The organism is Capnocytophaga canis (assembly GCF_000827555.1).
In the GTDB taxonomy this organism is placed as follows: Bacteria; Bacteroidota; Bacteroidia; order Flavobacteriales; family Flavobacteriaceae; genus Capnocytophaga; species Capnocytophaga canis.
Genome location: NZ_CDOI01000195.1, coordinates 66,593 through 92,614 on the forward strand (window position 1 = coordinate 66,593; position 26,022 = coordinate 92,614).

Below are 26,022 nucleotides of genomic sequence, written 5' to 3' on the forward strand. Positions count from 1 at the left end.
ATGTTTCTTTCTGAAAATGAGAAAAATATCGAAAACACGCAACTCGTAGAGCTTTGAACCAAATTAATTCAAAAACTTTTTACGAATTTCAGGAGGCAGTATGGGGCATTCTTTTTTAATGAGTTTCTTACGATGTTTTGCAATAATGTCATACACAAAATCAGCTATAAATGTAGGAGTTATCCAAATAATAAACCGAAGCAATGGATACATATTACTTTCTTTCAAAAACATAAAAATGGCTTTTGATTTTATATAAAACACCTCCCCTACTCGAACTATAACTGTTTTATCTACAAACTTTTGCAATTGATATTTTACGATAAAATATTGTCCCGTTTCAGAGGTGCTTGACACAAATTTAAAACTATCCCGCTTGTCGGATTTTGCTAAATGATAAGCTATCCGATTACAAAAAAGGCAATCACCATCAAAAATCAAAAAAGAATTATTCATAACGAAGAGCTTCAACAGGATCTAACTTGGAAGCCTTCATCGCAGGGTATAACCCTGAAATAATGGCTACTACAAAGGCTATCAAAATGGCCACAAAAATGACTCCCCATGGAATTATAAAATCAAAATCTGCTACGAGTGAAATGAAGTAACCTAATGTTATGCCTAAAACAATTCCTGCCATGGCTCCCAATTGTGCAATGATAACTGTTTCAGTGAAAAATTGCATTGTAATTGCCTTACGATGAGCTCCTAAAGCCTTGCGAATACCAATTTCTTTGGTACGTTCAGTTACAGAAACGAGCATAATATTCAACAAAGCAATCGACGATCCTAAAATAGTAATCAATCCAATCACAAACCCTGCAATTCCAATGCCTTGTGTGATACTTTCAATACGATGCAATAAATCATCACTGCGTTCCATACCAAAATTATCTTCATCCAATGGTCTGAGGCTTCGAATGTTACGCATAACAATAAGTGCATCATCCATAACGACATCTAGCTTACCTTTATCATTTACCTTTACTTTTATTGCAAAATTCGGATTTTGGAGCGTAAAAACCGAACGAGCAATCCCTAATGGAATCAACACTTGCATATCTTCATTATTTCCAAATGTAGAACCTTTTGACTCCAATACGCCAATAATTGTAAATTTATGTCCTTTAATAGAAATAACCTTACCAATAGGATTGACATCTTTTAATAATTTTTTTGTAAAATCAGCTCCAATAATACAAACTTCTGCATTATTCTCAATATCTAACTTACTGAAATCCCGACCACTGTCAAGTTCTAAGCCCGAATTTTTAATATAGAACTCATCCACTCCAATCACTTTTGATGAAGGATCGGTTTTTTGATTTTCGTATTTAACTTCAACCGAAGCAGATGAAAACAATGAAATACTGATTTGTGCAAACGGATTTTGTAATTGTTCTCTGAATGCTATTGCATTTTGGTAACTAATGGGCGGATTTATCTTCTCATTAGCTCCGCTGCCTTGAACTCGTTGGGTATACTGATAGCGTGTAATAGAAAATGTATTGGATCCCATTTTTGAAAAGTTACCTTCCAAAGTGTTGCGGAGTGCTGTGATAACACTCAAAATCCCAACTAATGCCGTTATACCGATAGCAATGATTAGCACCGTAAGAATTGTACGCAACAACTGGCTTTTGATTGACTCTAAAGCAATTTTTATATTTTCTCGAATAACTGTAAATCGGATTGCCATACTACGAAATTTTAAGTCTATTCATATACTTTCAACTCTTTAAGTTGCTGTTGGTCAAAACCATAAATATCATTTTTGATAATAAGCTGATTATTTTCATCAACCCAAGCGGTAATATACAACAAACTGATTAAGTATCTGTTTTTTAGAGTAATACGATTTTGATTGGGCCCCGATTGCATTGCTTGGTCTACCTTCTCACGTGTCCATTCATCTTGATTCTTAAGCAGTAAATACGCCAATTCGGCAGGTTGTTCCACACGCACACAACCATGACTAAAAGCTCTTTCTTCACGTGAAAACAATCGTGTTGAAGGAGTGTCGTGTAGATAAATACTCATATCGTTGGTTAAAATAAATTTCACCAGCCCCAATGAGTTCCGAGCTGATGGAGCTTCTACAAAACGAAATTTACGCTTTCTGATTTCAGGATTTGTCCAATCTACACTATTCGGATCAATCTTTTCACCATTTTCATAAATGGTATAGCCTCGTTTTTGGTATTTTTCGGCATCATTCTCCGACACCATTTGTGGAATCATTTCATTGTGAATAATGCTCTGTGGCACCGTCCAAGTAGGTCGAAATTCTACGTAACGAATCGAATCAACAAAGACAGGAGTTGCGGTATATTCCCTGCCTACTACCACATTCATTTGATGAATCATTGAATCTTTATGATATACAAATAACTTAAAATCAGGAATATTCACAATGAGATAATCATCACCTAAATCATTGTTTAACCAACGCATACGCTCCATATTAAGTTTTAGAAGTTCCACTTTTTGAGCCTTGGTCATATTTAAGTGATAGAGAGTTGTCTTCCCTGGAACACCATCAGGAGTAATGCCTTTGGTTTCCTGAAACTTTTTGAGGGCATTTAACAAAACGGTATCAACCACATTTGTCGAAACCAACGGAGTGACTTCATAACCTTTCTGTTTTAAATTATGCCGCATAGCCTCCACTGCCGAATGCTTATACCCATCAACAAATAACTTTGGATTCTCAAAAGCAATTTTAATGATTGAATCCGGCTGAGTATCAGCTCTCAATTCAGCGTATTTTTCACTCATTCGCTTGTACAGGAGATGGTTGGGATGTAAAGCATCAATCACGGTTACCAAATCATCTGTATCTTCTAATTTTAATAGAATTTCAAGATCGTTTCGATTGCGTTTGATTTTCTTCCAAACGTGTTGACCATGTGATAATTTAGATACACGTCCGCTACCTAAATGCTTCGTTAACAATAAAAAAGAAGCCGTTATTTCTTTATCAGCTTGTTCAAGTTGCATAAAATCAACCGTTTTAGAATAGAGACTGTCTACCAAATGCTGCAAAGCCTTATAACGGTACGTTTCTGGATTCAATCCGTAATTTTCTGATTTTTCCAATACTTTCATATAGCCATAAAACAAATTAGTCGGTTTTTTTTCGTAAAGCCAACGTGTACTATAGCCATTTTGAGAATAAAAACTTTTTAATTCCGCTAATACTTCTTTATCTTTTACAGTTATTCTTTCAAAAGAAACCTCTGTAGTGTCTGAAAATGAGATTGTTTTGTTATTTTCAAACACCTCACGTGATTTGATTTCATCAATCAATTCCTTTGGATTCGAATTATTTTTACAACTTTGGAAAAGTACAAACCCCACTAAAAGGATTAACAAATATTTATTCATTTACTGTTCTATTTTTAAGTTCTAATTTGGAAATATTATCTAAATCGGGAATTTGAAAATAACTGCCAATTAATTTCCCTTTATTTCCATAAATTTTATTTATTGTTAACTGCTTATATAGAAGATAACACCCTATGTACAAATCATTTAAATCGGATTAACATCTCACTAATAAGTATTTTTCAAAGAAAAAGTATTGTCCACCAGTTCAAAAATTTTAGCTTTCTCTCTTCTCTTTTTTAAAAAATTGTATGGTTTTTTCGATACTTTTTTTCAAGGATATCTTTTCTGTTTGTAACTCTAAATAGTCAATATATTCATTCAAAACGGAGGATGTAAATGCTATTTTTTGATTTATCGACCACAATACTGCAACTAACAACTCAACAGCTAATATTTGTTCAATATTTTCGATTACCTGCAAACATTTAACTGCTGAACTGCCTCCCATTCCTTTAATATCAGTCATTTTTTCAGTAAAAATAGGGCTTTCAACACTCACAGGTGTAGACAACCGCTTATTTTCAGCTAAAATACTCTCTGTTATACGTTGAAAAACAGATAAATCTAAGAAAAAATCCTCCTTTTCATCTTCTCTTGATGAAATAAGATGAAAAATTCGTCGTTCTGACATATTTCCCAAACTTGTCAATGCTATAGCAAGAAAATCTAAACCTAATGACAAGGGTAAAGTATGTGAATTTCCACTGGAAATCAGTTGGTTTTCTTTAGAAAAAACCAACAAATTATCCGTTACAGAATTAATTTCGGTTTTAATAACTTTTCGAACATGGGCTACCGTATCTTTGACAGCCCCATGCACCTGTGGAATAGCACGAAAAGCCTCAGGAGCTGTATCAAACTCTGAACGTTCCACATTTATTTCATTGTTTTTCAGTAATTTGCGTAGCGATTCTGCTGTTTGAATTTGCCCTTTATGTGGACGAACGATTTGGACTTGTTCTGAGAAGAACAAGTCACTCACTCCGAAGACTTGTGAAGAAACCGAAGCTATAAAATCCGATAACTCACACAATTTAAGAGCTTTGATCATATTAAAAGCTCCATAAGCAGTTGTCAATTGTGTACCTCCTAACAAGATTTCGGCTTCTTTTTCTTTCAGATGCAACGGTTTCCACCCAAATTTTTCTTCCAGCTCACAGGAGGAAAAAATCTTTCCTTTAATGCGTACCTCACCCTCTCCAATAAGCGGTAAAGACAAGTGAGCCAATGAAATACGATCATCTGGTGTATCTTTTGAATAAACAACCGGCAATACATTGTAATTAAAAAAATTCAAAAATCGTTCAATAATTTCTAGACGTATACCGCTGAATCCGTAGCAAAAAGACTGTATTTTTAAAAATAACATCAATTTTACCACCTCATCAGGAATGGCAGTACCTACACCACAGGCATAGGATTTCAATAAACGACACTGAAAATCAGCATTTTCGTTAGGAATATTTTGTTTTTGATGCTCAAGAGACCATCTACTCAAAAAATCTTGGCTTTTTTGGATATTTATTTTTGCCTCCTCCGATAATTTGAGTTTTACATCCTCAATTAAGAGATTTTCAATATTTTCTAAAAATAATGTATCGTTAGATATATAGTGATTCATTTCAATTTTTCGTTTAATTCGATCAGTTTTTCGACAAGAATATAGAAATCACTCAATTTCAGCACTTAAATCGGCATTTAAAAGTGCAGTACACATCGGTTCTAAGGTCTTGTAGGTTCCTGATTTTACATCACATTTTCCTTTGTAATGCACTATAATAGCACATTGTTCGGCTTGTTCATAGGTATGATCACAAACTCGTACCAATGTATCAATCACATGATCAAAGGTGTTTACATCATCGTTGTATAAAACAAGATGATATTCCCTATCCAATAATTCCTCAACAAGTGTTTCGGTCTCGGTTTGGGTTTGCTCTTTATGATTGAAAATTAGCATATTACAAAAATTAATCTTTTTTGACACATTTTACTGCTACCCATTCATTACGTTCTAAATTTTCAACAAATGAAAGACCATGTTTACTGCATTCCTCAAGGATTACTGGCATATCACTTTTGTAAAATCCACTGAGAAGCACCATTCCATTTTGCGATAGAGTCGCTGCGTACAACGAGAGATCATTTAATAAAATATTTCGATTGATATTAGCTATTACCACATCAAAATGCTCGTTTTTTAATAAAGAAGCATCACCTAACTTCACTTCAATACACTTACAATCATTTCGTTGTATATTCTCTATTGAATTTTCAACACACCAATCGTCAATATCTATTGCCGTAATTTTAGTCGCACCTCGTTTTTCACTCATAATCGCCAAAACACTGGTACCACAACCCATATCAAGTACCGATTTTCTGCTAAAATCGGTCTGTAATAAAAACTGCAACATCATATAAGTCGTTTCATGATGTCCTGTTCCAAAACTCATTTTGGGTTCGATAATAATGTCATATTTGGTGTCTGTTTTTGCATGAAAAGGAGCCCGAACCGTACACAAACCATCTACTGAAATCGGATCAAAATTCTTTTCCCACTCTTCATTCCAATTTACTTGCTCAATAGTTCGGAATGAATAAGTTATGAGAAATTCCTCCGATTTTAAAATATAAATCTCATCTAAAATATGTTCATTCCACAAACTTTCTTGAATATAGGCCAAAATCCCTCGTTCGGTATCAACAAAACTCTCAAAACCCCATTCTGCTAACTCAGCCACCAGAATCTCAGAAGCAACTCCCTGAGGTTCTATTTTGAAATCATATTCTATATAATTCATTTGTAATACTTCTTTACTATTTTATACAAGTTTATTTTGAAAATATGATTTGCAGAACATTCTAATATAACTATTTCATATTTAAAATAATACACACAAACCAAATTCGTCTTAAATTTTTAGAACTTATTTGATACTCGATTACCCATTTCACATAAACATTTTGGACAAAGACTCTAATTTTACAAAAAATAAACCCCTAAAAATCAGATTCTTGCTATTGCTTTTCCCAGAAAAAATATACCAAATCAACGTATAACTAATTAAGAGTAAGTTAAGTGACACATCAATCTACTAATAATCAGAAACATAATTAATTTGGATTAATCACATTTTACAAACGACCTATGGAGTAACTCTTTCGAGTATTGAACATGAAGAAGACATAAACATTGTATTCCTAACTATTTCAACAACGCTAATAGTTCAAAAAAATACAAGTGGGAACTCCTTCCTTACTAAAATAACTTTTTTCTTCTCAATTCAAAATTTTGTCCTAGATAAACTTTTCTAACCATTTGATCTTCTGCCAACTCTTCAGGAACTCCCGCTTTGAGAATTCCTCCCTCAAACATAAGATAAGTACGATCAGTAATCGCTAAAGTTTCCTGTACGTTATGGTCGGTGATTAGGATACCAATATTTTTATTTTTAAGCTGTGCAACAATACGTTGAATATCTTCTACAGCCACGGGATCAACTCCTGCAAAAGGTTCATCCAATAGAATAAATTTTGGACTTGTTGCTAATGCTCGTGCAATTTCAGTACGACGTCGTTCACCTCCTGATAATAAATCACCTCGATTTTTGCGAATATGTCCCAAACCAAACTCCTCAATCAATGAATCGGTTTTCATCTGTTGTTCTTTTTTCGATAACTTGGTCAATTGCAACACACTTTTGATATTGTCCTCAATGCTTAATTTACGAAAAACGGAGGCTTCTTGTGCCAAGTACCCAATACCTCGCTGAGCTCTTTTATACATCGGATAGTCAGTAATATTCTCTGTATCAAGATAAATAGTTCCTCCATTAGGTTTAATCAACCCCACAATCATATAGAAAGATGTTGTTTTACCCGCTCCATTAGGCCCTAAAAGCCCAACAATTTCTCCTTGATTTACCTCCAAAGAAACGCCTTTAACAACTTTTCTTCCTTTATAGATTTTGATAATATCATTGACTATTAATTTCATCGTATGTAAAAAATATGCAATAAATTTAATTTTTCGAGCAATATTAATGCTATTAGTTAGAACAATACACTCCAAATACTACCAAAGCTAACAAACCCCTCGTTTTGCATAACTGTAACTACTTTGGTTTAACTTTAAATTCAGAATAAATATTGTTTATCCACACCAAAAGATAAATTTTCCTGCTTGAATTTTGGTATAAAAAATGGTTAGGATTTTAAAACTCAAATCGGTATGGCATTTCATCCAATTCAGCCTCCAAATCCACCCAATCATGCACTTCGCTCACTAAACTATATACCATTGCTTCGGTGAGTATCTTACCTTCATAAATGTCCGTAATAGTCTGCTCGGAAGCATCTTCCTTGAAATAAGTTTCATCACCAAAGAAATCAAATGCCCATTGCTTATAGACGGCAGGATTAGTAGTGATTTGGTCAAATTTAGAAATAATTTCTTCAATTTCAAAATTTTCCTCAGCATTCCAGGTTTCTCCATCCAATGACCACAACACGAACGGAATATCAGAATTCGAAAAATTTTTACGAAAATAAGGATGAAAAATCTTCGGTATTTTTTTTTCAAACAACTGACTGTTAGCATCTTTACTATCTTCCGAACTCGCTGACGGCACAATCAGACACGCCTTGTCAAGAAAATAGAACGACAGGGAGATTCCATCTTCATCCTCAAACCCTAAGCCCCATTGAGCCTCGGTGCCGTCATACTCCTCTTGCTTACTCTTGTAGAAGGTGTGGTAGGTTTCAAACTCATATCCACAAATAATCCAATCCATCACAGCTCTGCCACGACAAATCTGTTTTAACGTTTTCACGTTAGGTAATTGCTTTAGGTAGGTTTTACAATTCATTGAACCTTAAAAATATTAAATTATATTTTGAAAATATGATAATGTTTCATTTATAGGATTTTATTCCACTTTTGCCTTACGCTTTTGTTCCTTTTTCAAAACGTAGACTGAAATGAATATACTAATTTCATAAAGTAACATAATGGGGATAGCTACAATAATTTGACTCGCTACATCGGGAGGTGTGATGATTGCAGCTAAAATAAGTACCAAAACAAGTGCATGTCGACGATATTTCCTCATAAAAGTCGGGGTTATGAGTCCTAATTTGGTTAAAAAGTAAATGATAATAGGTAATTCAAATACTAAACCGCACGAAATTACGGATGATCGGACTACCGAAATGTAAGAATTTAGATCAATTTGGTTTGCAACTTCTTGACTAACAGTGTATGTTCCTAAAAAATTTATAGAAAGAGGTGCAATCATGTAATAACCAAACAACACTCCCATAAAAAACAACAAGGACGCTATGAAAATAAAACCACTCGCTATTTTTCGCTCATTTTCATATAGCCCGGGACTTATAAATCTCCAAATTTCATACAAAATATAAGGAAAACCAAGAATAACTCCTGCCCAAATAGATGTCCATAAATGCACTGAAAATTGTCCTGCCATTGTTCTATTTTGTATACTAAAAGGCAGTTTTTCCATGCAGAAATCACTCTCATAATTAAAAAATTGTCCCAATTTACAAAACATTTCGTAGGTAATAAAATCACCTTTTCGAGGTCCAAAAATAATAGTATCGAAAATAAAATCTTTCAAGAAGAAGGCCACTACGGCAATGACCAAAACGGCTACAGTGGAGCGGATTAGGTGCCACCGTAGTTCCTCCAAATGGTCTAAAAAAGACATTTCATCTTTTTGCTGTGTCATATAGTTGTTTGAAAATAAAGAGTATAGCTCTCTCCGTTTGATAAATAATGTGCAAATATACGTTTTGTTTTGAATTTTTGGAATTTTTAGAATAGTTTTTTGAAGCAGTACCACTAAAAAATTACTCTAAAAATCCTTTTATATAATTACATCAAGTAGAACTTTTTGTTTCCTGATGCCGTTTAAAATACTGACTAAATGCACTTATAGTTTATAAACCATAAGGATGGGATTCTTGCAGAGTCTGTCTATTCATTCTGAACTCATATTTTTCAAAAAATAACTTTTAAAAAGGCGTAATTCATCCCAAGTGTATCTTTCGTTCAAAAGGTCATAGATATATCCTAAACTCAAATCTTCTTCCTGTTCAAAAACAGTTGTCAGTTCGTTTAGAGCCTGTTCGGATAACAATTCTGAAATTTGCACCTTATCCATTTCCATTAACTTCATAAGATGTCGATAGATAGTTGCTGTGGTAAACATGCGTTTTTCTGCAACTGCCTCAACAGAACGCATTTCTTCCCATAATTGATAGGTGATATCATAGGTCGATTCTTTTTCTTTGGTAGCAATTTTTATTGCTTGATGTGATTGCTCCTCCACAAAAAGTCGTTTTTCTTTCAGCTGTTCTTTTGCTTTTAATATTAAATTTTCACGAATCCTTACCAACTGCGAAAGATTGATGGAAGAATTATTAAATGGCTGTTGATTTTTAGCCAATTGCATCATTTGTCTTGTTTTAAATAGGCTACGTATTACTTCCGAAGTTACACTCTCCAAATCAATAAGTTCCTCACGAAATTGTTTCACTTTTTTATGAGTTTCAATCTCTTTTTGCACTCGTAAGACTTCATACCAAAGAGTCTCTAATCGTGGAAAAAAATAGAGATATGCCTTTTCAAAACGCTCATAGAGGAAGTTAAAATCATAGTCAGTCTGTAAGATATCTTTCAACTGCTTGGTAAATTTTTCGGTCAGTATAACCATTTCAACGACTTGATTCATCTGTTCTAATGCCCAATCTTTATAAAGATTCTTATTTCCCATATCTCCTACATAGCTACCTTTGTGTAAGTTCCAATTTCCTAACAAATTATCCCATTGAAAACATTGTAAAACGGCATTCTCTAAGTACGCTTTTTCACCACTGACACATGCTTGAGAAAGTTGTTCAGGACTAGCTTTATTTACTGCATACTGAACCACTTCTTCACTATTTTCGATACCATATTTACTAACTTGAGAAAGCAATACCATTCCCTCGATGGAACGCAATCGAGAAAAAGCTACATACAATTGTCCTGGGGCAAACACATGGTCTAAATCTAAAATTGCCTTTTCGAAAGTAAGCCCCTGACTTTTATGTACAGTAATTGCCCAAGCTAGCCTCAATGGATACTGTGAGAACGTTCCAAGTCGCTCTTCTTCAATTTCTTTGGTTTGCTCATTAATCTGATAGCGGATATTTTCCCATTCATGTTTTTCAACATTAATGGTTTTTCCTCCATCTAAAAGAACTTCAATCTCATCATCCGAAAGCCTCATCACTGTCCCCATTTTTCCATTAAAAAACAATTTTTCAGGTGATAAGTCGTTTTTAATGAACATAACCCTCGCTCCTTCTTTTAAGTAAATATATTTATCTATAGGATACATATATTCAGGAAAATCACCCACGATCTCTGCCTCAAACACATATTCTTTAATATGTAACTCTCTCATTTCATGATTGTTAATAGCATCAGCTTTGGCATTGTGAGTCGTCAAAGTGATATATTCATTTCGTCTATCCGATCTAAAATTAGGATTTACATAACCTTGTAATAATTCCATATTACTGAAATTCAATTTATTATCTCGAAGATTATTTAGTATGGAAATAAAATCATCATCCGACTGTCGATATATTTTATCCAACTCTACGTATAATAACGGATTTTCAGTAATAACTTTGGACTGAAAGAAAAATATCCCACTGTAGTATGTTTTCAAAACCTCCCATTCTTCGTTTTTGACTACGGGTGGTAGCTGCAATAAATCTCCAATAAACAAAACTTGTACCCCTCCAAAAGGACGTTTGTCTTTTCGAATATTTTGCAACATAAAATCCATAGCATCCAAAACATCGGCACGTAGCATACTCACCTCGTCAATAACCAATAGCTCCAAATGATGAAATAACTGTTGTTTATTTCTTCTCATTTTAAAGTGCTTACGCAATGTCATCCGATTTTCAAAACGCGAATTAGCATAAACCACAGGTGGATTGGACAATGTTGGTAAAAATGACGCAAAAGGCAACTGAAACATAGAGTGAATGGTAACTCCACCTGCATTCAAAGCTGCTATGCCTGTGGGAGCAACCACAATAGTATTTTTATGTGTAGTTTTAATGATTTTGTGCAGTAATGTAGTTTTTCCTGTTCCTGCTTTTCCTGTTAGAAATATATTTTGTGAGGTTTGATTTATTAACGTGAGTATGAGTTCCTCCATAAGGCAACTATTTTGATTGGGGTAAAGGTAAAAAATCTTTAGAATTTAGGCAAATAAACTTTAACATTCAATCCCCTTGAAATTCAATAGATTAAATGAATCAGTGAAGAGTAAACTTTTACCATAAAACAGTAACAAAATTTGAGAAAGAGTGATTATTTATGCATTCTTGTAGTAAATTATTAGTTTTGCCAACTCATACCAAACTATTTGACACATTCAATCAACAAAAAAAGAAGCCTTACTAAGCTTCTTTCTTTTGTTTAATCTGTTTGATAAAATCTTTTATAAAAACACCTCCTATACCAATCACTATACCTAAAAATGTCCAAATAGCAACTATCATCGGTCGTTTTGGTTTTGAACGCTCATTAGGAACACTCACAGGTTCAATAATAGTGAAAATAGGTTGATCTTCTTTTACTTTTATCTTTTTGCTTTCTAATTGTTTAGCCAATTCAGAGTATACGCTGAAAGCTAAGTTATAATCTGTTTGTAATTGCTGTAAACGAGTTTGAGGTAACGAACTAAAAAGATTTCTATTTTTATCCTGAAACTGAGCCAAAGCAAATTGTTTACTCTTGAAATCTTTCTCAGCTTCTTGATAGCGTTCGTTAATAAAATCTAATTCTTCAACTGCTTTTTGAGTCTTAAATTCAGTAATACTCTCTTGTAATAAATTCTGAGCACTTTGTAACATCTGAGCAGCTGCTAAGGCCTCCGACATTGAGTAAGATAGCATAATCGTACCCTCTTTTTCATTGATTGTAATTGATAATTGACTATCAACGCTATTTAAAATTTCTCGCTCCTTTTGAGATAGTTGTAATACGGTCTTTTGTTCCTCAGAAGTGTTTTCTTCTTCTTTGCTTCCAAACAACAACCCAGGTAAACCTATAGTATATTTTTTCACATAATCCAATATACCGGGTTTTACATGATCCTCACAATAAGTTTTATAGGTAATCTTTTCTGAAATGTTTTCAAAATTCAAAGGTGTTTGTACTAATTTCTTTTTAAACGGAACACTTTGAACCACTTTTGGGTAAACTGTAATAGGAACCTCCTCTGAGGAAGCTCCGCCTAAGCTAATTCCAGCTATAGCCGCAAACCCACCTAATCCTCCTCCAATTGATTTACCATCAGTAGTTTGAGGAATCATCAGTGTAGTTGCGGTATATTCCTTTGACGAAAACAAAGCAACTAAGATTCCTATGATGAAAAATAAGATTGTAACTTTTAAGATATACTTACGAGCATCCCAAAGCTTTCGGATTAACTCCAATAAATCTATTTCATCTTCTTTTTTTTGTTTACTACTTTCCATTTTATTTTGTTATAACGTTATAAATCAATACCCCCATAGTGGTTATGGCTGAAATAATTCCGATGGTTTCTCCTGGTGAAAGTCGCTGACGTTCAGGTTTTGAAGGAACAATAATAATCGCTCCCGGCTTAATTTCTGGATAATTATTGAAAATCAAGGAAATATCTGTAGAACGAATATCACCATTAGCATACATCACATACACGGAACGTTTTTTAGCTCTATCAGAAAACCCTCCTGCTCTGTTCACATAATCACGAAGTGTCATCCCTTTTTGATAGCGAACCAGTGAAGGTGCTAACACTTCACCTCGAATTTCAACAGTTTGTTTTTCAGAGGGAATCAACAGCACATCGGATTCATTAAGAACCAAGTCATATTTGCTATGCTTTTTTTCTAATATTTTTTGTAAATTAATTCCTATACGATATTCAGAAACTTTTTTTTCTATCTTTTTTAAAGATTTATCTTGATCACCAATGCTACCAATGGATATCAACTCATCCAAAAACTGCTCTTGCTTGACTTCACTCTCATCTAATTTCTTACGAATTAAAGTAGCTCCCTCAATATACGCATGAGGTGAAAATCCCCCAGCTCTCGCAATTAAATCTGAAATGCGTTCATCTTTGCTTTGTATGCTATACACACCAGGATAAAGTACCTCTCCTTCTATTTTTACGGATTGCATAGGAGTATAACCTTTAAGATAACGCACTGAAACGATGTCGTTGGGTTGTAATATAAAGTCCGAATCGTCTTCTGTTACTTTAAACTCTTGACTTAATTTTTTAAAATTTTGATCGTATGTTTCACGAAAAACGTCAATCGTTGACGCATCAGCTCCTTGTGCCAATCCTCCCGTAAGTACAATAACATCCTTTATAGTCATATTCTCCATAAAAGGAAGATCTTTAGGTTTATTAACAGCTCCTTCTACTTTTACAAAACGACTCATTTGTAAAGAATCCTTAAAAAAGATATGAATACTATCGTTATCTTTAAGAGCTATATTGTGCTTCTGTTCAATCAAATCCTTCACGGAAAAATTGATGGTTTGATAATCAACTCTATTCAAAGTTCTGAAAATCAGACCTCTTTCTAATGAAGCTTCTCTTTTAAGTCCATTAGCTCGATTTAATAAATCAAAAGCTGTCATTCCTTCTTTAAACTCATACGTACCAGGTTGGTAAACAGCTCCTCCAATACTCAATCGGTTTTCGTATTCATCTGTGATTGGATGGATGTTTAATTTATCTCCATTTTGCATTTTAAAATTTGCTATGTTTTCGAACATAACTTCACGAACTTCTCGTTTAGCATCTTTAATACGTTCAACAACCAATGTATTTACAAATGCATCTGATTCGAATCCTCCAAAAAAGGTAACTAAGTTTGCTAAAGTCTCTCCTTCCTTCGTTTCATAAGCTCCTTCTCTTTTTACACGACCCTCAACCCAAATACGATTTATGTAAGGAGGTACAATGATTACATCTTGGTCTTGCAATGTCAAATTGCCTTTTTCCGACCCTTTAATCAGGAAATCATAAACATCAAAAATAGCAACTTGTTTTCCTCCTCTGATTAATTTAATCTCTCGAAATGAACCACTTTCAGTGGGACCACCACAAGCATATAGAGCATTAAGAACTGTAGACAAAGCACTTAGCGAATATGTCCCAGGGACAACAACCTCTCCAATAATATTGACACTCACGGTACGCACCTGAGTGATAGTTACACCTGTATATATTTTGTTATAGCTACCTTCAGAAGCGGAAATTCCAGAATAAATACGCTTTAACTGAGAATTTACTTTCGCTTTAACTTGATTTAATGGCAAGCCTAACACATTAATTTTCCCTACACCATTAACAGATATATTACCCTGATTATCAACAACCTGTTTAAATGAAGTTTCTGTAGCTCCCCAAACTTCAATCAACAATTCATCTCCTACCCCTACTTGATAAGTTTCAGGAGTTACCATATTGCTATTTGGCGTAAATGAAATTTTAGGATTTTTGAAAAAATTCATTCCAAAAATACTATTCTTATCATTTTTAACCGCTAATGAGTCTTTATTTTCTTGACCAGTAAACCCAATTGCTTCTGAATCAACTCGCTGCGATATTTGTTTCTGGTTGGAAGAAAGCGTTGATGTGGATAACTGCAAAATACGTTGTCTCAACTTATTTGCTTGAATTTCAGACATTCCTCGAGTTCGTACTCCTACAATAAGCTGTTCTAAAGAATAACCTTGATCTTGAGCCTTTTTCCAATAAACTCTAATTTGCTCATCGGATAAGTTATCTACATTTACTGAAGATATTTGTTGTACATCCATTTCAGTCTGTGCTATAGACACATGAAACGACCCAATAAACAACAAAAAAACAACAAAAAGTTTAATTTTTAACATAATACTTCTATATTTGGCGCAAATATAAAACATATTTTTATAAGAGTAAAAGGGTAACGTTTTTTTTAGCAATAAAATAAAGACTTCAGCATAAAAAATGTTGAAGCCTTTATTCCATAATTTGATTTTGACTATTTCACTTTATTAACATGGAAAGCCACCAACCCATCAATAGGTTTACGTAATACGTTACCTAACTTCAAATTATTTTCAGTAAGAACCTCTTTTAGAATATCTTGCAAATAAAAAGCAATGCTTCCTACAAAATTAATTGGCACTTCATAACGAGCCTCGTATTGGGAAATCCAATGATCAACAAACAGCTGTACTCCATTGCGAACAATATTTCGACAATAGTCGTGTTCCTTATTTTCTACAATGAACTTTGCAAACGTTGCTAAATAACTATTTGGATTCGGAAGTTTATACAAGTGATTTTTGATAACATCTGAGTTTAAATCATACTCTTTCTCAAATTTTTGAGCTAATTCTTTGGGCATTTTATTGAAAAAGTAATCTGTAACCAGACGCTTTCCGTAGAAGTTTCCGCTGGATTCATCCATCAGAATATATCCTAGAGAATCAACTGCTTGAACTAATTTTTCTCCATTCCAGTAGGAGCAATTAGCCCCCGTACCAAGAATACAAACAATAGCCTTATCTTCAGGACGCGTAGTTGCATAAACCGCAGCAAAAGTATCTTCTTTTACATCAATTTTGGCTGTTCTGAAAATAGTTTGCAAAGTACGAGCCATAAACGAAGTCATACGCTCTGTACCGCAACCTGCACCATAAAAATACAATCCTGTAACTTTATCTTTGTTTGAGAATAAGTCATTATTAGTCGTAATACGCTCAATAATGAGTTCCTCTGTCAAAACTTCTGGGTTCAAGCCCAAAGTTTGTGTAAAAAACAATTGCTCTCCTTTGTCATTTAGTGCCGTCCAATCCGCCTTGGTAGCTCCACTATCAACAATTAAAATCATATTTTTCTAATTTATTTATTGAGTAATTAAAAAATTAAGGCTGTTTGACTCCGCCAAACAGCCTTGAAATATACTATTATAAAGAAGCTACGTGCTCTGCCAAATCAACCAATTTGTTAGAGTATCCTGCTTCGTTATCGTACCAAGAAACTACTTTGAAGAAAGTGTCGCTCAATGCAATACCTGCTTTTTCATCATAGATAGATGTTTTTTTGCAACCTACAAAATCCTGAGAAACAACTAATTCATCAGTATATCCTAAGATTCCTTTCAATTCACCTTCTGAAGCTTTTTTCATAGCAGCATTAATTTCAGCCAATGAAGTTGGTTTTTTAGTACGAACTGTTAAATCCACTACTGAAACGTCAGCTGTTGGAACGCGGAACGCCATACCTGTCAATTTTCCGTTCAACTCAGGAATAACTTTTCCTACCGCTTTAGCAGCTCCTGTTGATGAAGGAATGATGTTGATAAGTGCTGAACGACCACCTCTCCAGTCTTTTTTAGAAGGACCATCAACCGTTAATTGCGTAGCTGTTGTAGCGTGAACTGTTGTCATCAAAGCCTCTTCAATTCCGAAAGCATCGTTGATAACTTTAGCGATAGGAGCCAAACAGTTTGTTGTACAAGAAGCGTTAGAAACGATGTTGTCAGTTGGTTTTACTGATTTGTGGTTAACTCCCATTACGAACATTGGAGCATCAGCAGATGGAGCAGAAATAACTACTTTTTTAGCACCTGCATTGATGTGAGCTTGAGCTTTTTCCAATGTAGTAAAAATACCTGTACATTCAGCAACTACAGTAGCTCCAACTTCATTCCATTTCAAGTTTGCTGGGTCTTTTTCAGCAGTGATACGAACCACTTTTCCGTCAACTACCAAGTTTCCGTCTTTTACTTCTACGTTTCCTTTGAAAGTTCCGTGAACTGAATCATATTTTAAAAGATAAGCGATGTATTCTACATCTTGAAGGTCGTTAATCCCTACGATTTCTACATTTGGTCTTTCGTAAACCGCTCTAAACACAAGACGTCCAATGCGTCCGAATCCGTTGATTCCAATTTTTAATGTTGACATAATTATTTTTTTTTGTTATTAATTTATTCTTTTTGCTGTTAGCGATTAGCTATTGGCTTTTTGCAATTATTAATTAGCAATTAGCTAATAACCTTTGTATTACATTTTTTTATATTTTTTCCAATCTTGAAAACGCTTGTCAATGACTTTTTTAAGCAATTGATAATTTTCAGGCGTATTTTCTATCTCATAGAAACTTTCCAACTCCTCTCTGTCAAGCGTATTGATGTAATCGTCTGTATAAGATGCAAATTTTTCTCCAAAATCGGTATCATCTTTGTAATAATCTTGGGCAAAGGCATTTCCAATTTCGCTTAAATCTTCATCAAGTAATTTTTCATCGCAAACCGAAATTAAAAAATCTGCTCCAGAGAGTTTGCCTTCTTTCACTTGCTGAATTTCTTCTTCGGCTTCTTCTCGAAGCCAATCCGAAATCAAATCATTTTCAATGCACCACGCCAAAAACATTCCTATGTGCGTAGCTCCATTTTCATTGGGCAAATTGGCAGGAAACTCTCCCTCATAGTGCCAAGAAGCGTCATCGTATTTCATTATATTTTTTCTTAATACTCACCATAAAAGGCGGGTGGCTCTATGCCCAAAGCCCGCAGATAAACATAGCCTTGTCCTCGATGATGTATTTCATTTTCAAGTAGATAGATTAAATTTTCAATCAGAGCATAATTATACATTCCAAACATATTGAAAACCTCACGATATTTTTCTTGTGATGTTTCCTTGCCAAATTTTTGAATCAAAGCGGTGGTTTTGTCCCAATGGGTTAAAATTTCAGCTTTGGTTTTTCCAGCATATCCCATAAAATCAGAAAATTCAATAACTTGATTTTCAGAAATTTGTTTAATTGATAAATTAACTACATAAAGCAATTCATCAACGATATTTGCAAACGGACGCATCCCACCGATTGAAAATTCAAATAATTCTTTTTCGGGAAACGCTTCTATCACCTTACGTGTCAATCGCCGATTTGATTGCCAATTTGCGATCCATTCTTGGGGCGTGACGATATCTTTACTCACTTTTTCTACTATTTTAATCCTTGCAAATATACGATTTTTAAATGTTAAATTTCCATAAAAACCCTTTATATCCTATTTTATTTTGCTTGTTTTTTACTCTATTCCATTTTTAGGGGCAATCAGATTAGTATCCTCTATTACTTAAAGCAACTCCTGAATGGCAACGGGTTATCTATTGATGGTTTTCTTTTGTTTCTTTTTTTACAGAAGACCCTTATCTCTAATCTCTCTATGTATTTTGGAAATATCATCAGGAATTTCTCCTGAAATGAGCCAACGAACATCCAATCCGTTGTGAATTGCCGATTTTATCAAATACGGATTATCGGCAATTAGCTCTCCGAATTTTTGTAAATCTTCTTGAAACTCCATAAAATAATCTTCGTGCATTTTCTTTATCAAAATCAGCAATTTAAATGCTCGGGCAATAACTGCCGTACAAAATTTTTGAGCTTTTTTAAAATTTTGTTCCAAAATATCTTTTTTATGAGTTTCAAGAATTTTACAAATCATTGATAAATTCAACGAAATTTCCCCAAATTTATCTTTGGTTATGCTTACGTGTTCGTTAATCATACCGCTTAACTCACGAACTTCCATGTTAAGCACTCCACACGAATAAAAATGTTTAGCTCTTCGCTCGATAATTTTCTCTATTTTTTCTTGTGTTTTTTGGCGTTTTTCCTCGACAGATTCCTCACTAACCAACTCAAACAAAAGCCGATTTGCTAAGACCAAATCTTTTTTTAATAATCTGAAAATGAGTTTATCTTTTTCTGCTGACGATAAGTGACTTATCGCCTCTTTTAACTCTTTAGGTATAGTCATTCTTATTAGATTTCAAAAACTGTGTCTGCTTCTATTTCTAAATTCGGGAAAATCACCGAAGTAAAAAACATCGCCTTCAAAAATAGGTTTAAGTAGTCCATATTTGTTATCTTCCAAAACATACACAAAAATGGCTTTTTCAGTAGAATGAACTACCCAACATTCCTGAACATCAACCTCTCTTCGTATAACTCGTAAAAATCTTGCCCTTGAAAAGTTCTACTTTTTCCTTCTATTTTCAAAGTGAATAATCAGTTTAGGTATAAATCCCGTTTGGTTCCAATTGCCATAAACTTGTGATTTCCATAATATTTGTGTTTTTTGATTACTTAAAACTCAAAAATTGAAAACAACTTTTCAAGGGCAATGATTTTGTATTATACGCTCATAATCTCTGCTACGCGAACAAGTTCCATATCCAATTTGCTTCCACCTTTGATGGCTTTTTCGAGCGGTGTTAAATCTATAACATCGTTATTTACTCCAACCATATAGTTTGATTTTCCTTCTAAAAGAGTTTCTACGGCTTTCACTCCCATACGACTGGCAAGAACACGATCATAGCACGAAGGAGCTCCTCCACGTTGCATATGCCCTAAGATTGCCACACGGATATCAAATCCAGGGTGTTTGCTCTCCACGTATTCTTTCAATTGGAATACATTTTTCCCCGATTTGTCCCCTTCAGCAACAATAATGATATTCGAAGTTTTTCCTTTAGCATATCCTTTCTCTATATCAGCTAACAATTCTTCGGCTGTAGTATTTTCCTCTGGGATTAAGATTCGTTCAGCCCCTACTCCAATACCTGTATTCAGTGCTATAAACCCTGCATCGCGTCCCATCACCTCAATAAAAAACATACGATCATGGGAACTTGCCGTATCGCGGATTTTATCAATAGCCTCAACAGCTGTATTTAAAGCTGTATCGTACCCCAACGTATGGCTAGTTCCATAAATGTCGTTATCAATGGTTCCTGGGATTCCCATCACTGGAAAATTAAATTCTTCATTGAACAACAACGCTCCTGTAAAAGAACCATCCCCACCGATAACAATTAACGCATCTGCTCCTGATTTTTTTAGATTTTCATAAGCTTTTTTACGTCCCTCGGGAGTTCTAAACTCTTTAGAACGAGCTGATTTCAAAAATGTTCCTCCTTTGTTAATAGTATCACGAACGCTACGAGCATTCAACTCAACAAAATCGCCCTCTATCATTCCCTGATAGCCACGATACACACCTAATACTTCTACGTTGTGATATGCACACGTACGCACCACAGCACGAATGGCTGCATTCATCCCAGGAGCGTCTCCCCCTGAAGTCAATACTGCTATTTTTTTTACTGACATTGTCTTATTTATTTTTTATTTTCTATTCTATTTTTTGGGACGTAAAGTTACAGTTTTTTTCTTAAATATAAGATATTTTTTTCTTCTTTTTTCTCGAAAACGTTTTCCAAATCTAGGTCATTTATCAAATAACATATAAAAAGCTGCCTTTACAGACAGCTTTTAGAATTTATTTATTTTTATTGTGCTTGTTGATTTAGCATAATAGGCATTGCCAACATAAGCACTTTCTCACCTACATCCAACCCATCAAGAGGAGTCAAAATTCCTGCCCTATTAGGATACGACATTTCGAGCATGACCTCGTCCGATTCTAAATTATTCAACATTTCAATCAAAAAACGGGAGTTAAATCCAATTTCTATATCATCCCCTTGGTAGTCACATGCGAAACGTTCTTCAGCTCGGTTACTATAATCAACATCTTCAGCTGAAATTTGCAGATCAGACCCTGCAACTTTCAATCGAATTTGATGTGTGGTTTTGTTGGAAAAAATAGAAACCCGACGTGCTGAACCTAAAAACTGTAATCTGTTTACAGTTAATTTATTAGGATTCTCTTTCGGAATTACTGCATCATAATTTGGATATTTTCCATCAATCAATCGGCAGATAATTTCCATATCATCAAAAGAGAATTTTGCATTACTTTCGTTATATTCAATCGTAACCTCCGATTCGCTTCCTGCTAAAATTCCTTTTAACAAGTTTAGAGGTTTTTTAGGCATAATAAAATCGGAACTTTCCGTTGCTTTGATATCCGTACGTTGGTATTTTACCAATTTGTGAGCATCCGTTGCCACAAAAGTCAAGCCCTCATCATTAAATTCAAAGAATACACCACTCATTGTCGGACGCAAATCATCATTTCCAACAGCAAAAATGGTTTTCTGAATAGCGGTAGCTAAGATATCTCCTAATAAACTTACTTTACTTGCTTCTGGCAAACTAATTGGTTTAGGAAAATCTTCGGCGCTGAAATAAGTCAACTGATAATTACCATTTGTTGTGCTGATTTCAATCTGGTTTCCTTCTTTCACAATGAAAGTAAGAGGTTGTTCAGGAAATGCTTTTAGTGATTCAATCAATAATTTAGCAGGAACGGCAATACTTCCTTCTGAATCAGACTCCACTTCCAAAGTACCTTTTACAGTGGTTTCCAAATCCGATGCTGAAACAGTCAAAAGATTAGGACTTAGTTCAAACAGAAAATTATCAAGTATCGGCATGGTGTTATTGCTATTAATAACTCCACCTATGACTTGTAATTTCTTCAATAAGTACGAACTTGATACAATGAATTTCATATTCTTACGATTTTTATTTTTCTTCCTTCCTCAGAAGGATGCTTTTTCATTACAGTATAATTTTAGCGACAAAAGTACTCAAAAAAAATATTTCTTCAAAAAAATATTTTATTATAAACTGAAAAAAATATTTTTTTGAAGAAATATTTTATTAAATCATTGATTTTCAAAATATAAAAATTATATCGCGAAACCATAGATTTTCATTAACTTCTCAGACCTTACAGAAAAAATTTATAAATCAAAAAGGCTGTCCGTTTTTTATAGGACAGCCTATTCATTCACATTATCTTCTGAGAATTTATTTTTTCAATACTTCAGCTACTTTCTCCCCAATTTTAGCTGGTGAGTCTACAACATGAATACCGCATTCTTTTAAAATACGTTTTTTAGCTTCAGCAGTGTCATCAGCACCTCCTACAATAGCTCCTGCATGTCCCATTGTTCTTCCTTTTGGAGCGGTTTCTCCAGCGATGAACCCTACAACAGGTTTTTTATTTCCGTTAGCTTTAATCCAACGGGCTGCTTCCGATTCCAACTGTCCTCCAATTTCTCCAATCATTACGATACACTCTGTTTCAGGGTCGTTCATTAAAAGTTCAACAGCTTCCTTAGTGGTTGTTCCGATAATTGGATCACCTCCAATACCAATAGCCGTGGTAATCCCTAAACCTTGACGTACGATTTGATCTGCTGCTTCATAGGTTAAAGTTCCTGATTTTGAAACGATTCCTACTTTTCCTTTTTTGAAAATGAACCCGGGCATAATGCCTACTTTAGCTTCTTCAGGAGTGATAACCCCAGGACAGTTTGGCCCAATTAAACGACAGTCTTTATCTTTAATATAGTCCGATACTTTAATCATATCTGCAACAGGAATCCCCTCTGTGATAGTAATAATCACTTTGATTCCTGCATCGGCAGCTTCCATAATGGCATCAGCAGCAAATGCAGGTGGAACGAAAATGATTGAAACATCTGCTCCCGTTTCTTTAACAGCTTCTCTCACTGTATTGAAAACAGGTTTTCCTAAATGTACCTGCCCACCTTTGTTAGGAGTGATACCTCCCACTACGTTTGTTCCGTACTCAATCATCTGTTCAGCATGGAAAGTTCCCTCGCTTCCAGTGAATCCTTGTACAATTATTTTTGAATTTTTATTAACTAATACGCTCATGTTTTTTTATTTAGTATTTCGCAAAAGTAAATATTTCTTTCGAAAATAAAAAATTATTTATGCAGAAAAATCAAGAATACTGAATTTTAATTTTACAAGATAGGAGTTTACAACTGATGGTGTGTGATTGATTTAAAAAGTAACCTCGGTTCTTGTGCCGTCATAGGCAATTGCATAAACTATTACATTTGTTGCTACTGTATTTTTAAAATCGAATGAATTTTTGTTGGTCGCATAAATCAAATCATTATTACTGTAAACTTCATAAGCAACCACATTTTTATATCCACTGGTGGTCACTGTCGTCCCTCTTCTGGTAGCTGTTCCTTTAATAACGGAGGATTGGTCTCTGAAATATGTCCAATTGCTATCGCAAATATATTCTATCTTATCCGTTATTGGAGGAAGTCCTAAAACATTGATTTCTTTTCTGATTTGGTCAGCATACTCTTGCGTCACAGTCAATTGTCGGGTAGCATAATCTTTAATTGATTTATCAACAGGTTTATAGAATCCCCATTTTTCAAAAAAAGAAATAAGATTCATTCCCGTCATTTCAGAGGCTATTTTGGTGAAATCTACTTGATATTCTCCATCTTTCAAGGTCGGTTTTAAATCAATTGTTCGCATTTTCTCATAGAATCGTGCGTAAAAAGTAGGGTCATTTTTCACTCTTGAAAAGTATAAATTTAATTGCCAGAAAGGTATTAAACGGCAGAATACATCTGGAATTTCACAATTTGGCACATCTGGAATCAAACCTATGTTGTAAGCCTTTTCATAACGGTTATTATAACCACCCTCGCCTTGCATGGATTCTACTTCCAAACGTGTTGGGGAATTCCAAGCGGTTTGGATATTCATAGGGTTCATATTTACGGAAACTTCGGTCATACCAATCCACTGAAAAACAGGAGGTACTTGATGAGCATGTCCAATTTCGTGTGCTACCCCCCAAATGTTATTCCCTGTTTTCAAAACATCGGGATTACAAACCGTTGACATAGTACTTTCGTGATAGGAAGTCCTATATGCCGTACAATACATGTAAGAGTGATACATCACTTGAAAATAAGCTCTATTGGTCATGGCTCTCTCGCCTATAGTTCCTGCAAAAATATGGGTTTGACGCACAATTTCATCATAAATATCAATCAATTCCTTTCCTTTAGAAGTTGCGTATGCCTTGTAACTTTCGGTCGGATAGCACAAATGAGCATGTTCTCCAATTACATCAAAATACTTATTAGTTGCAGCACTTATCAAACGATTCCAATCATTAACCGCAGTATGTTTTGTTTTATCGTAGTATCCATTGACATTCCCTGTTGCAAAATGTATTTTAATTCTGGGTGCTGTTGCATAGTTAGGAGTTTGGTACTGTAAATAGATAAGTCCCTTTGAACCTGCTTTTATTTTGTTAACACCTTCATACAAGGGATGATATGAAGCTTGGTCAAAACCATCTCCCCCTGGTTTATCCAAGTTCATTATTTTAATTTGTAGCTTTTGACCCTTGGTTTCTCCTACAAAAACAACCAAATCTTCTCCTTCGTTCACGGAAATTCCCGTTGGATTATCAAGATTACTATAGGCATATTGCATACGATTTTTAGTCTTAATTACATTTGGATCAGCCCAAGCTCTATATTCCTGTATGCGAAATTCTGACTGATATTGATTGTTTTTAATTTGCATAGCAATATTCTTATAAAATGTATTGCTAATACTTTGAATCTCTTGCTCGGTGATACCTTCTTTAAGTTCGGAACAAGTTATATCTTTAAATATGGAAAGAGCATCAAAATTACTGGTTCTTTTAGCATAGAATTCAATTTCTGCAGCAGAAGCAAATCCTGCCCCATTGCCTTGTCCCGATTTAACAACGAGCTTAAACGACCTTGCTCCTACAATGGTTGCACCGAAGTTCACTCGACTCACAGCCCCTGTACCACCAAAATCAACATCTTTAACTTTTGTATATTCGTATTTCTTCTCCGTACTAACCCAAATTTCTACCTCTTTAAAATGACCATTCGAGCCATTGATTCTCGGGTAATACATCATATAATCCACATCCTTTGCACTTTCCAATGCTAATTCGATGGTAATCGGAAAATAATTAGAGGCTCTGTTGTCCCACGCCGAATGATATATCTCAGCATCTGAACCCCCTTTCAAATTTCCATCAAAGACCTTTTCAATCTCGGAACCCTTCTGAAAAGAAGACGCAGAACCTGTAACTATTTTCAACTTCAAATCATTTTCTATGCTATCCGGATTTGGATATATACCAAGCTGGGTTACCAAAAAATTGTAAGTTACTCGTTCTCCTATTAATTGTAAAGTTGCTGAACGCTCTCCTCCCTTATTTGAGACTGTTGCAATTTTAAACCCTCCTTTTTCCTTTACGGCTGTTAGCCATGAAGCAACTTCCGTTGGCACTACAATTCGCCAATTCGATACATTTGTTTGTACTTCAATAAACTCAAAAGACGCTTCTCTAGAAACTTCTATGGAATCTTTAAGGGTAAAGTAAGGCGTTTCCTCTACTTCCTTTTTACATCCAACAGTGAGTATTGCTGTAAATGTAAAAAATAACAATGTTTTTATCAATTTTATTCTCATTTCTACGTTAGTTTTCGACAAAAGTATCAAATATATTTTTCTCTTACAATGATTTGATAAAATATGTTGAACAGAAAATAATCAAACAGGAAACACTTCGATATAAAACAGTTTTGCTCACTGAGAGCGAATATCAAACAGAAATATTGTAAATATGTATATGATAAAAGTTACATAAAAAAATCTTAAAAAATTTCTTCTTTTTATTTTTAATTTAGTAACTTTGTAGAGTTTT

Annotated in this window: 21 protein-coding genes; all 21 read right to left on the reverse strand. The window is 34.4% G+C overall.

The window, feature by feature from the left end:
- Positions 1-63: 63 nt before the first annotated feature.
- Positions 64-456, reverse strand: a complete 393-nt coding sequence (locus tag CCAND38_RS10395) for a thiol-disulfide oxidoreductase DCC family protein (RefSeq protein ID WP_042345269.1) — start codon at positions 454-456, stop codon at positions 64-66.
- Entirely contained in the window at positions 449-1,699 is a 1,251-nt protein-coding gene (locus CCAND38_RS10400; protein WP_042345271.1) for an ABC transporter permease, read from the reverse strand. The genes CCAND38_RS10395 and CCAND38_RS10400 overlap by 8 nt, the downstream gene beginning before the upstream one ends.
- Before the next feature lie 17 nt (positions 1,700-1,716).
- A complete protein-coding gene (locus tag CCAND38_RS10405) occupies positions 1,717-3,387 on the reverse strand; it encodes a L,D-transpeptidase family protein (RefSeq protein WP_042345273.1) in 1,671 nt (556 codons plus the stop codon).
- A 217-nt stretch (positions 3,388-3,604) separates the two neighbouring features.
- Positions 3,605-5,011 carry an HAL/PAL/TAL family ammonia-lyase gene (locus CCAND38_RS10410; protein WP_042345275.1) on the reverse strand — a complete coding sequence of 469 codons (1,407 nt, stop codon included), beginning with the start codon at positions 5,009-5,011 and terminating at the stop codon, positions 3,605-3,607.
- Between the two features lie 48 nt (positions 5,012-5,059).
- Positions 5,060-5,350: an ATP-dependent Clp protease adaptor ClpS gene (locus tag CCAND38_RS10415; protein ID WP_042345277.1), complete on the reverse strand. Its 291-nt coding sequence runs from the start codon at positions 5,348-5,350 to the stop codon at positions 5,060-5,062.
- 10 nt (positions 5,351-5,360) lie between these two features.
- Positions 5,361-6,194 carry a 50S ribosomal protein L11 methyltransferase gene (gene prmA, locus CCAND38_RS10420; RefSeq protein ID WP_042345279.1) on the reverse strand — a complete coding sequence of 278 codons (834 nt, stop codon included), beginning with the start codon at positions 6,192-6,194 and terminating at the stop codon, positions 5,361-5,363.
- Positions 6,195-6,652: 458 nt separating this feature from the next.
- The gene (gene lptB, locus CCAND38_RS10425; protein WP_042345281.1) at positions 6,653-7,390 is read right to left on the reverse strand and encodes an LPS export ABC transporter ATP-binding protein; all 738 of its coding nucleotides are present in this window, start codon (positions 7,388-7,390) and stop codon (positions 6,653-6,655) included.
- A 217-nt stretch (positions 7,391-7,607) separates the two neighbouring features.
- Entirely contained in the window at positions 7,608-8,261 is a 654-nt protein-coding gene (locus CCAND38_RS10430; RefSeq protein ID WP_042006507.1) for a hypothetical protein, read from the reverse strand.
- Between the two features lie 60 nt (positions 8,262-8,321).
- On the reverse strand, positions 8,322-9,143 hold the full coding sequence (tatC, locus tag CCAND38_RS10435) for a twin-arginine translocase subunit TatC (protein ID WP_042345283.1): 822 nt from the start codon (positions 9,141-9,143) through the stop codon (positions 8,322-8,324).
- 252 nt (positions 9,144-9,395) lie between these two features.
- On the reverse strand, positions 9,396-11,636 hold the full coding sequence (locus CCAND38_RS10440) for a helix-turn-helix domain-containing protein (protein ID WP_042345285.1): 2,241 nt from the start codon (positions 11,634-11,636) through the stop codon (positions 9,396-9,398).
- Positions 11,637-11,880: 244 nt separating this feature from the next.
- A complete protein-coding gene (locus tag CCAND38_RS10445) occupies positions 11,881-12,963 on the reverse strand; it encodes a Wzz/FepE/Etk N-terminal domain-containing protein (RefSeq protein ID WP_042345287.1) in 1,083 nt (360 codons plus the stop codon).
- A gap of 1 nt (position 12,964) precedes the next feature.
- On the reverse strand, positions 12,965-15,385 hold the full coding sequence (locus CCAND38_RS10450; RefSeq protein WP_042345289.1) for an SLBB domain-containing protein: 2,421 nt from the start codon (positions 15,383-15,385) through the stop codon (positions 12,965-12,967).
- A gap of 131 nt (positions 15,386-15,516) precedes the next feature.
- Complete coding sequence (locus CCAND38_RS10455) at positions 15,517-16,371, reverse strand: N-acetylglucosamine kinase (RefSeq protein WP_042006500.1); 855 nt, start codon at positions 16,369-16,371, stop codon at positions 15,517-15,519.
- A 76-nt stretch (positions 16,372-16,447) separates the two neighbouring features.
- Positions 16,448-17,449, reverse strand: a complete 1,002-nt coding sequence (gap, locus tag CCAND38_RS10460; protein WP_013997127.1) for a type I glyceraldehyde-3-phosphate dehydrogenase — start codon at positions 17,447-17,449, stop codon at positions 16,448-16,450.
- A 99-nt stretch (positions 17,450-17,548) separates the two neighbouring features.
- Positions 17,549-18,001, reverse strand: coding sequence for a DUF7832 domain-containing protein (locus CCAND38_RS10465; RefSeq protein WP_231550031.1), 453 nt, complete (start codon positions 17,999-18,001; stop codon positions 17,549-17,551).
- An 11-nt stretch (positions 18,002-18,012) separates the two neighbouring features.
- Positions 18,013-18,489, reverse strand: coding sequence for a DinB family protein (locus tag CCAND38_RS10470; RefSeq protein ID WP_042345293.1), 477 nt, complete (start codon positions 18,487-18,489; stop codon positions 18,013-18,015).
- A gap of 201 nt (positions 18,490-18,690) precedes the next feature.
- Complete coding sequence (locus CCAND38_RS10475; protein ID WP_042006497.1) at positions 18,691-19,317, reverse strand: hypothetical protein; 627 nt, start codon at positions 19,315-19,317, stop codon at positions 18,691-18,693.
- Positions 19,318-19,694: 377 nt separating this feature from the next.
- Positions 19,695-20,675, reverse strand: coding sequence for a 6-phosphofructokinase (gene pfkA / locus CCAND38_RS10480; RefSeq protein ID WP_042006495.1), 981 nt, complete (start codon positions 20,673-20,675; stop codon positions 19,695-19,697).
- Positions 20,676-20,854: 179 nt separating this feature from the next.
- Positions 20,855-21,982 (reverse strand): DNA polymerase III subunit beta, encoded by a 1,128-nt coding sequence (dnaN, locus tag CCAND38_RS10485; RefSeq protein WP_042006493.1) that lies wholly within the window; start codon positions 21,980-21,982, stop codon positions 20,855-20,857.
- 301 nt (positions 21,983-22,283) lie between these two features.
- Positions 22,284-23,159, reverse strand: a complete 876-nt coding sequence (gene sucD / locus CCAND38_RS10490) for a succinate--CoA ligase subunit alpha (RefSeq protein ID WP_042006491.1) — start codon at positions 23,157-23,159, stop codon at positions 22,284-22,286.
- Positions 23,160-23,291: 132 nt separating this feature from the next.
- The gene (locus CCAND38_RS10495; RefSeq protein ID WP_042345294.1) at positions 23,292-25,787 is read right to left on the reverse strand and encodes a M60 family metallopeptidase; all 2,496 of its coding nucleotides are present in this window, start codon (positions 25,785-25,787) and stop codon (positions 23,292-23,294) included.
- Positions 25,788-26,022: the final 235 nt, after the last annotated feature.

Excerpts from the sequence above, each read along its gene's own strand:
- CCAND38_RS10395 (WP_042345269.1), bottom strand. The coding sequence starts at position 456 with ATGAATAATTCTTTTTTGATTTTTGATGGTGATTGCCTTTTTTGTAAT.
- CCAND38_RS10400 (WP_042345271.1), bottom strand. The coding sequence starts at position 1,699 with ATGGCAATCCGATTTACAGTTATTCGAGAAAATATAAAAATTGCTTTA.
- CCAND38_RS10405 (WP_042345273.1), bottom strand. The coding sequence starts at position 3,387 with ATGAATAAATATTTGTTAATCCTTTTAGTGGGGTTTGTACTTTTCCAA.
- CCAND38_RS10410 (WP_042345275.1), bottom strand. The coding sequence starts at position 5,011 with ATGAATCACTATATATCTAACGATACATTATTTTTAGAAAATATTGAA.
- CCAND38_RS10415 (WP_042345277.1), bottom strand. The coding sequence starts at position 5,350 with ATGCTAATTTTCAATCATAAAGAGCAAACCCAAACCGAGACCGAAACA.
- prmA (WP_042345279.1), bottom strand. The coding sequence starts at position 6,194 with ATGAATTATATAGAATATGATTTCAAAATAGAACCTCAGGGAGTTGCT.
- lptB (WP_042345281.1), bottom strand. The coding sequence starts at position 7,390 with ATGAAATTAATAGTCAATGATATTATCAAAATCTATAAAGGAAGAAAA.
- CCAND38_RS10430 (WP_042006507.1), bottom strand. The coding sequence starts at position 8,261 with ATGAATTGTAAAACCTACCTAAAGCAATTACCTAACGTGAAAACGTTA.
- tatC (WP_042345283.1), bottom strand. The coding sequence starts at position 9,143 with ATGACACAGCAAAAAGATGAAATGTCTTTTTTAGACCATTTGGAGGAA.
- CCAND38_RS10440 (WP_042345285.1), bottom strand. The coding sequence starts at position 11,636 with ATGGAGGAACTCATACTCACGTTAATAAATCAAACCTCACAAAATATA.
- CCAND38_RS10445 (WP_042345287.1), bottom strand. The coding sequence starts at position 12,963 with ATGGAAAGTAGTAAACAAAAAAAAGAAGATGAAATAGATTTATTGGAG.
- CCAND38_RS10450 (WP_042345289.1), bottom strand. The coding sequence starts at position 15,385 with ATGTTAAAAATTAAACTTTTTGTTGTTTTTTTGTTGTTTATTGGGTCG.
- CCAND38_RS10455 (WP_042006500.1), bottom strand. The coding sequence starts at position 16,371 with ATGATTTTAATTGTTGATAGTGGAGCTACCAAGGCGGATTGGACGGCA.
- gap (WP_013997127.1), bottom strand. The coding sequence starts at position 17,449 with ATGTCAACATTAAAAATTGGAATCAACGGATTCGGACGCATTGGACGT.
- CCAND38_RS10465 (WP_231550031.1), bottom strand. The coding sequence starts at position 18,001 with ATGAAATACGATGACGCTTCTTGGCACTATGAGGGAGAGTTTCCTGCC.
- CCAND38_RS10475 (WP_042006497.1), bottom strand. The coding sequence starts at position 19,317 with ATGACTATACCTAAAGAGTTAAAAGAGGCGATAAGTCACTTATCGTCA.
- pfkA (WP_042006495.1), bottom strand. The coding sequence starts at position 20,675 with ATGTCAGTAAAAAAAATAGCAGTATTGACTTCAGGGGGAGACGCTCCT.
- dnaN (WP_042006493.1), bottom strand. The coding sequence starts at position 21,982 with ATGAAATTCATTGTATCAAGTTCGTACTTATTGAAGAAATTACAAGTC.
- sucD (WP_042006491.1), bottom strand. The coding sequence starts at position 23,159 with ATGAGCGTATTAGTTAATAAAAATTCAAAAATAATTGTACAAGGATTC.
- CCAND38_RS10495 (WP_042345294.1), bottom strand. The coding sequence starts at position 25,787 with ATGAGAATAAAATTGATAAAAACATTGTTATTTTTTACATTTACAGCA.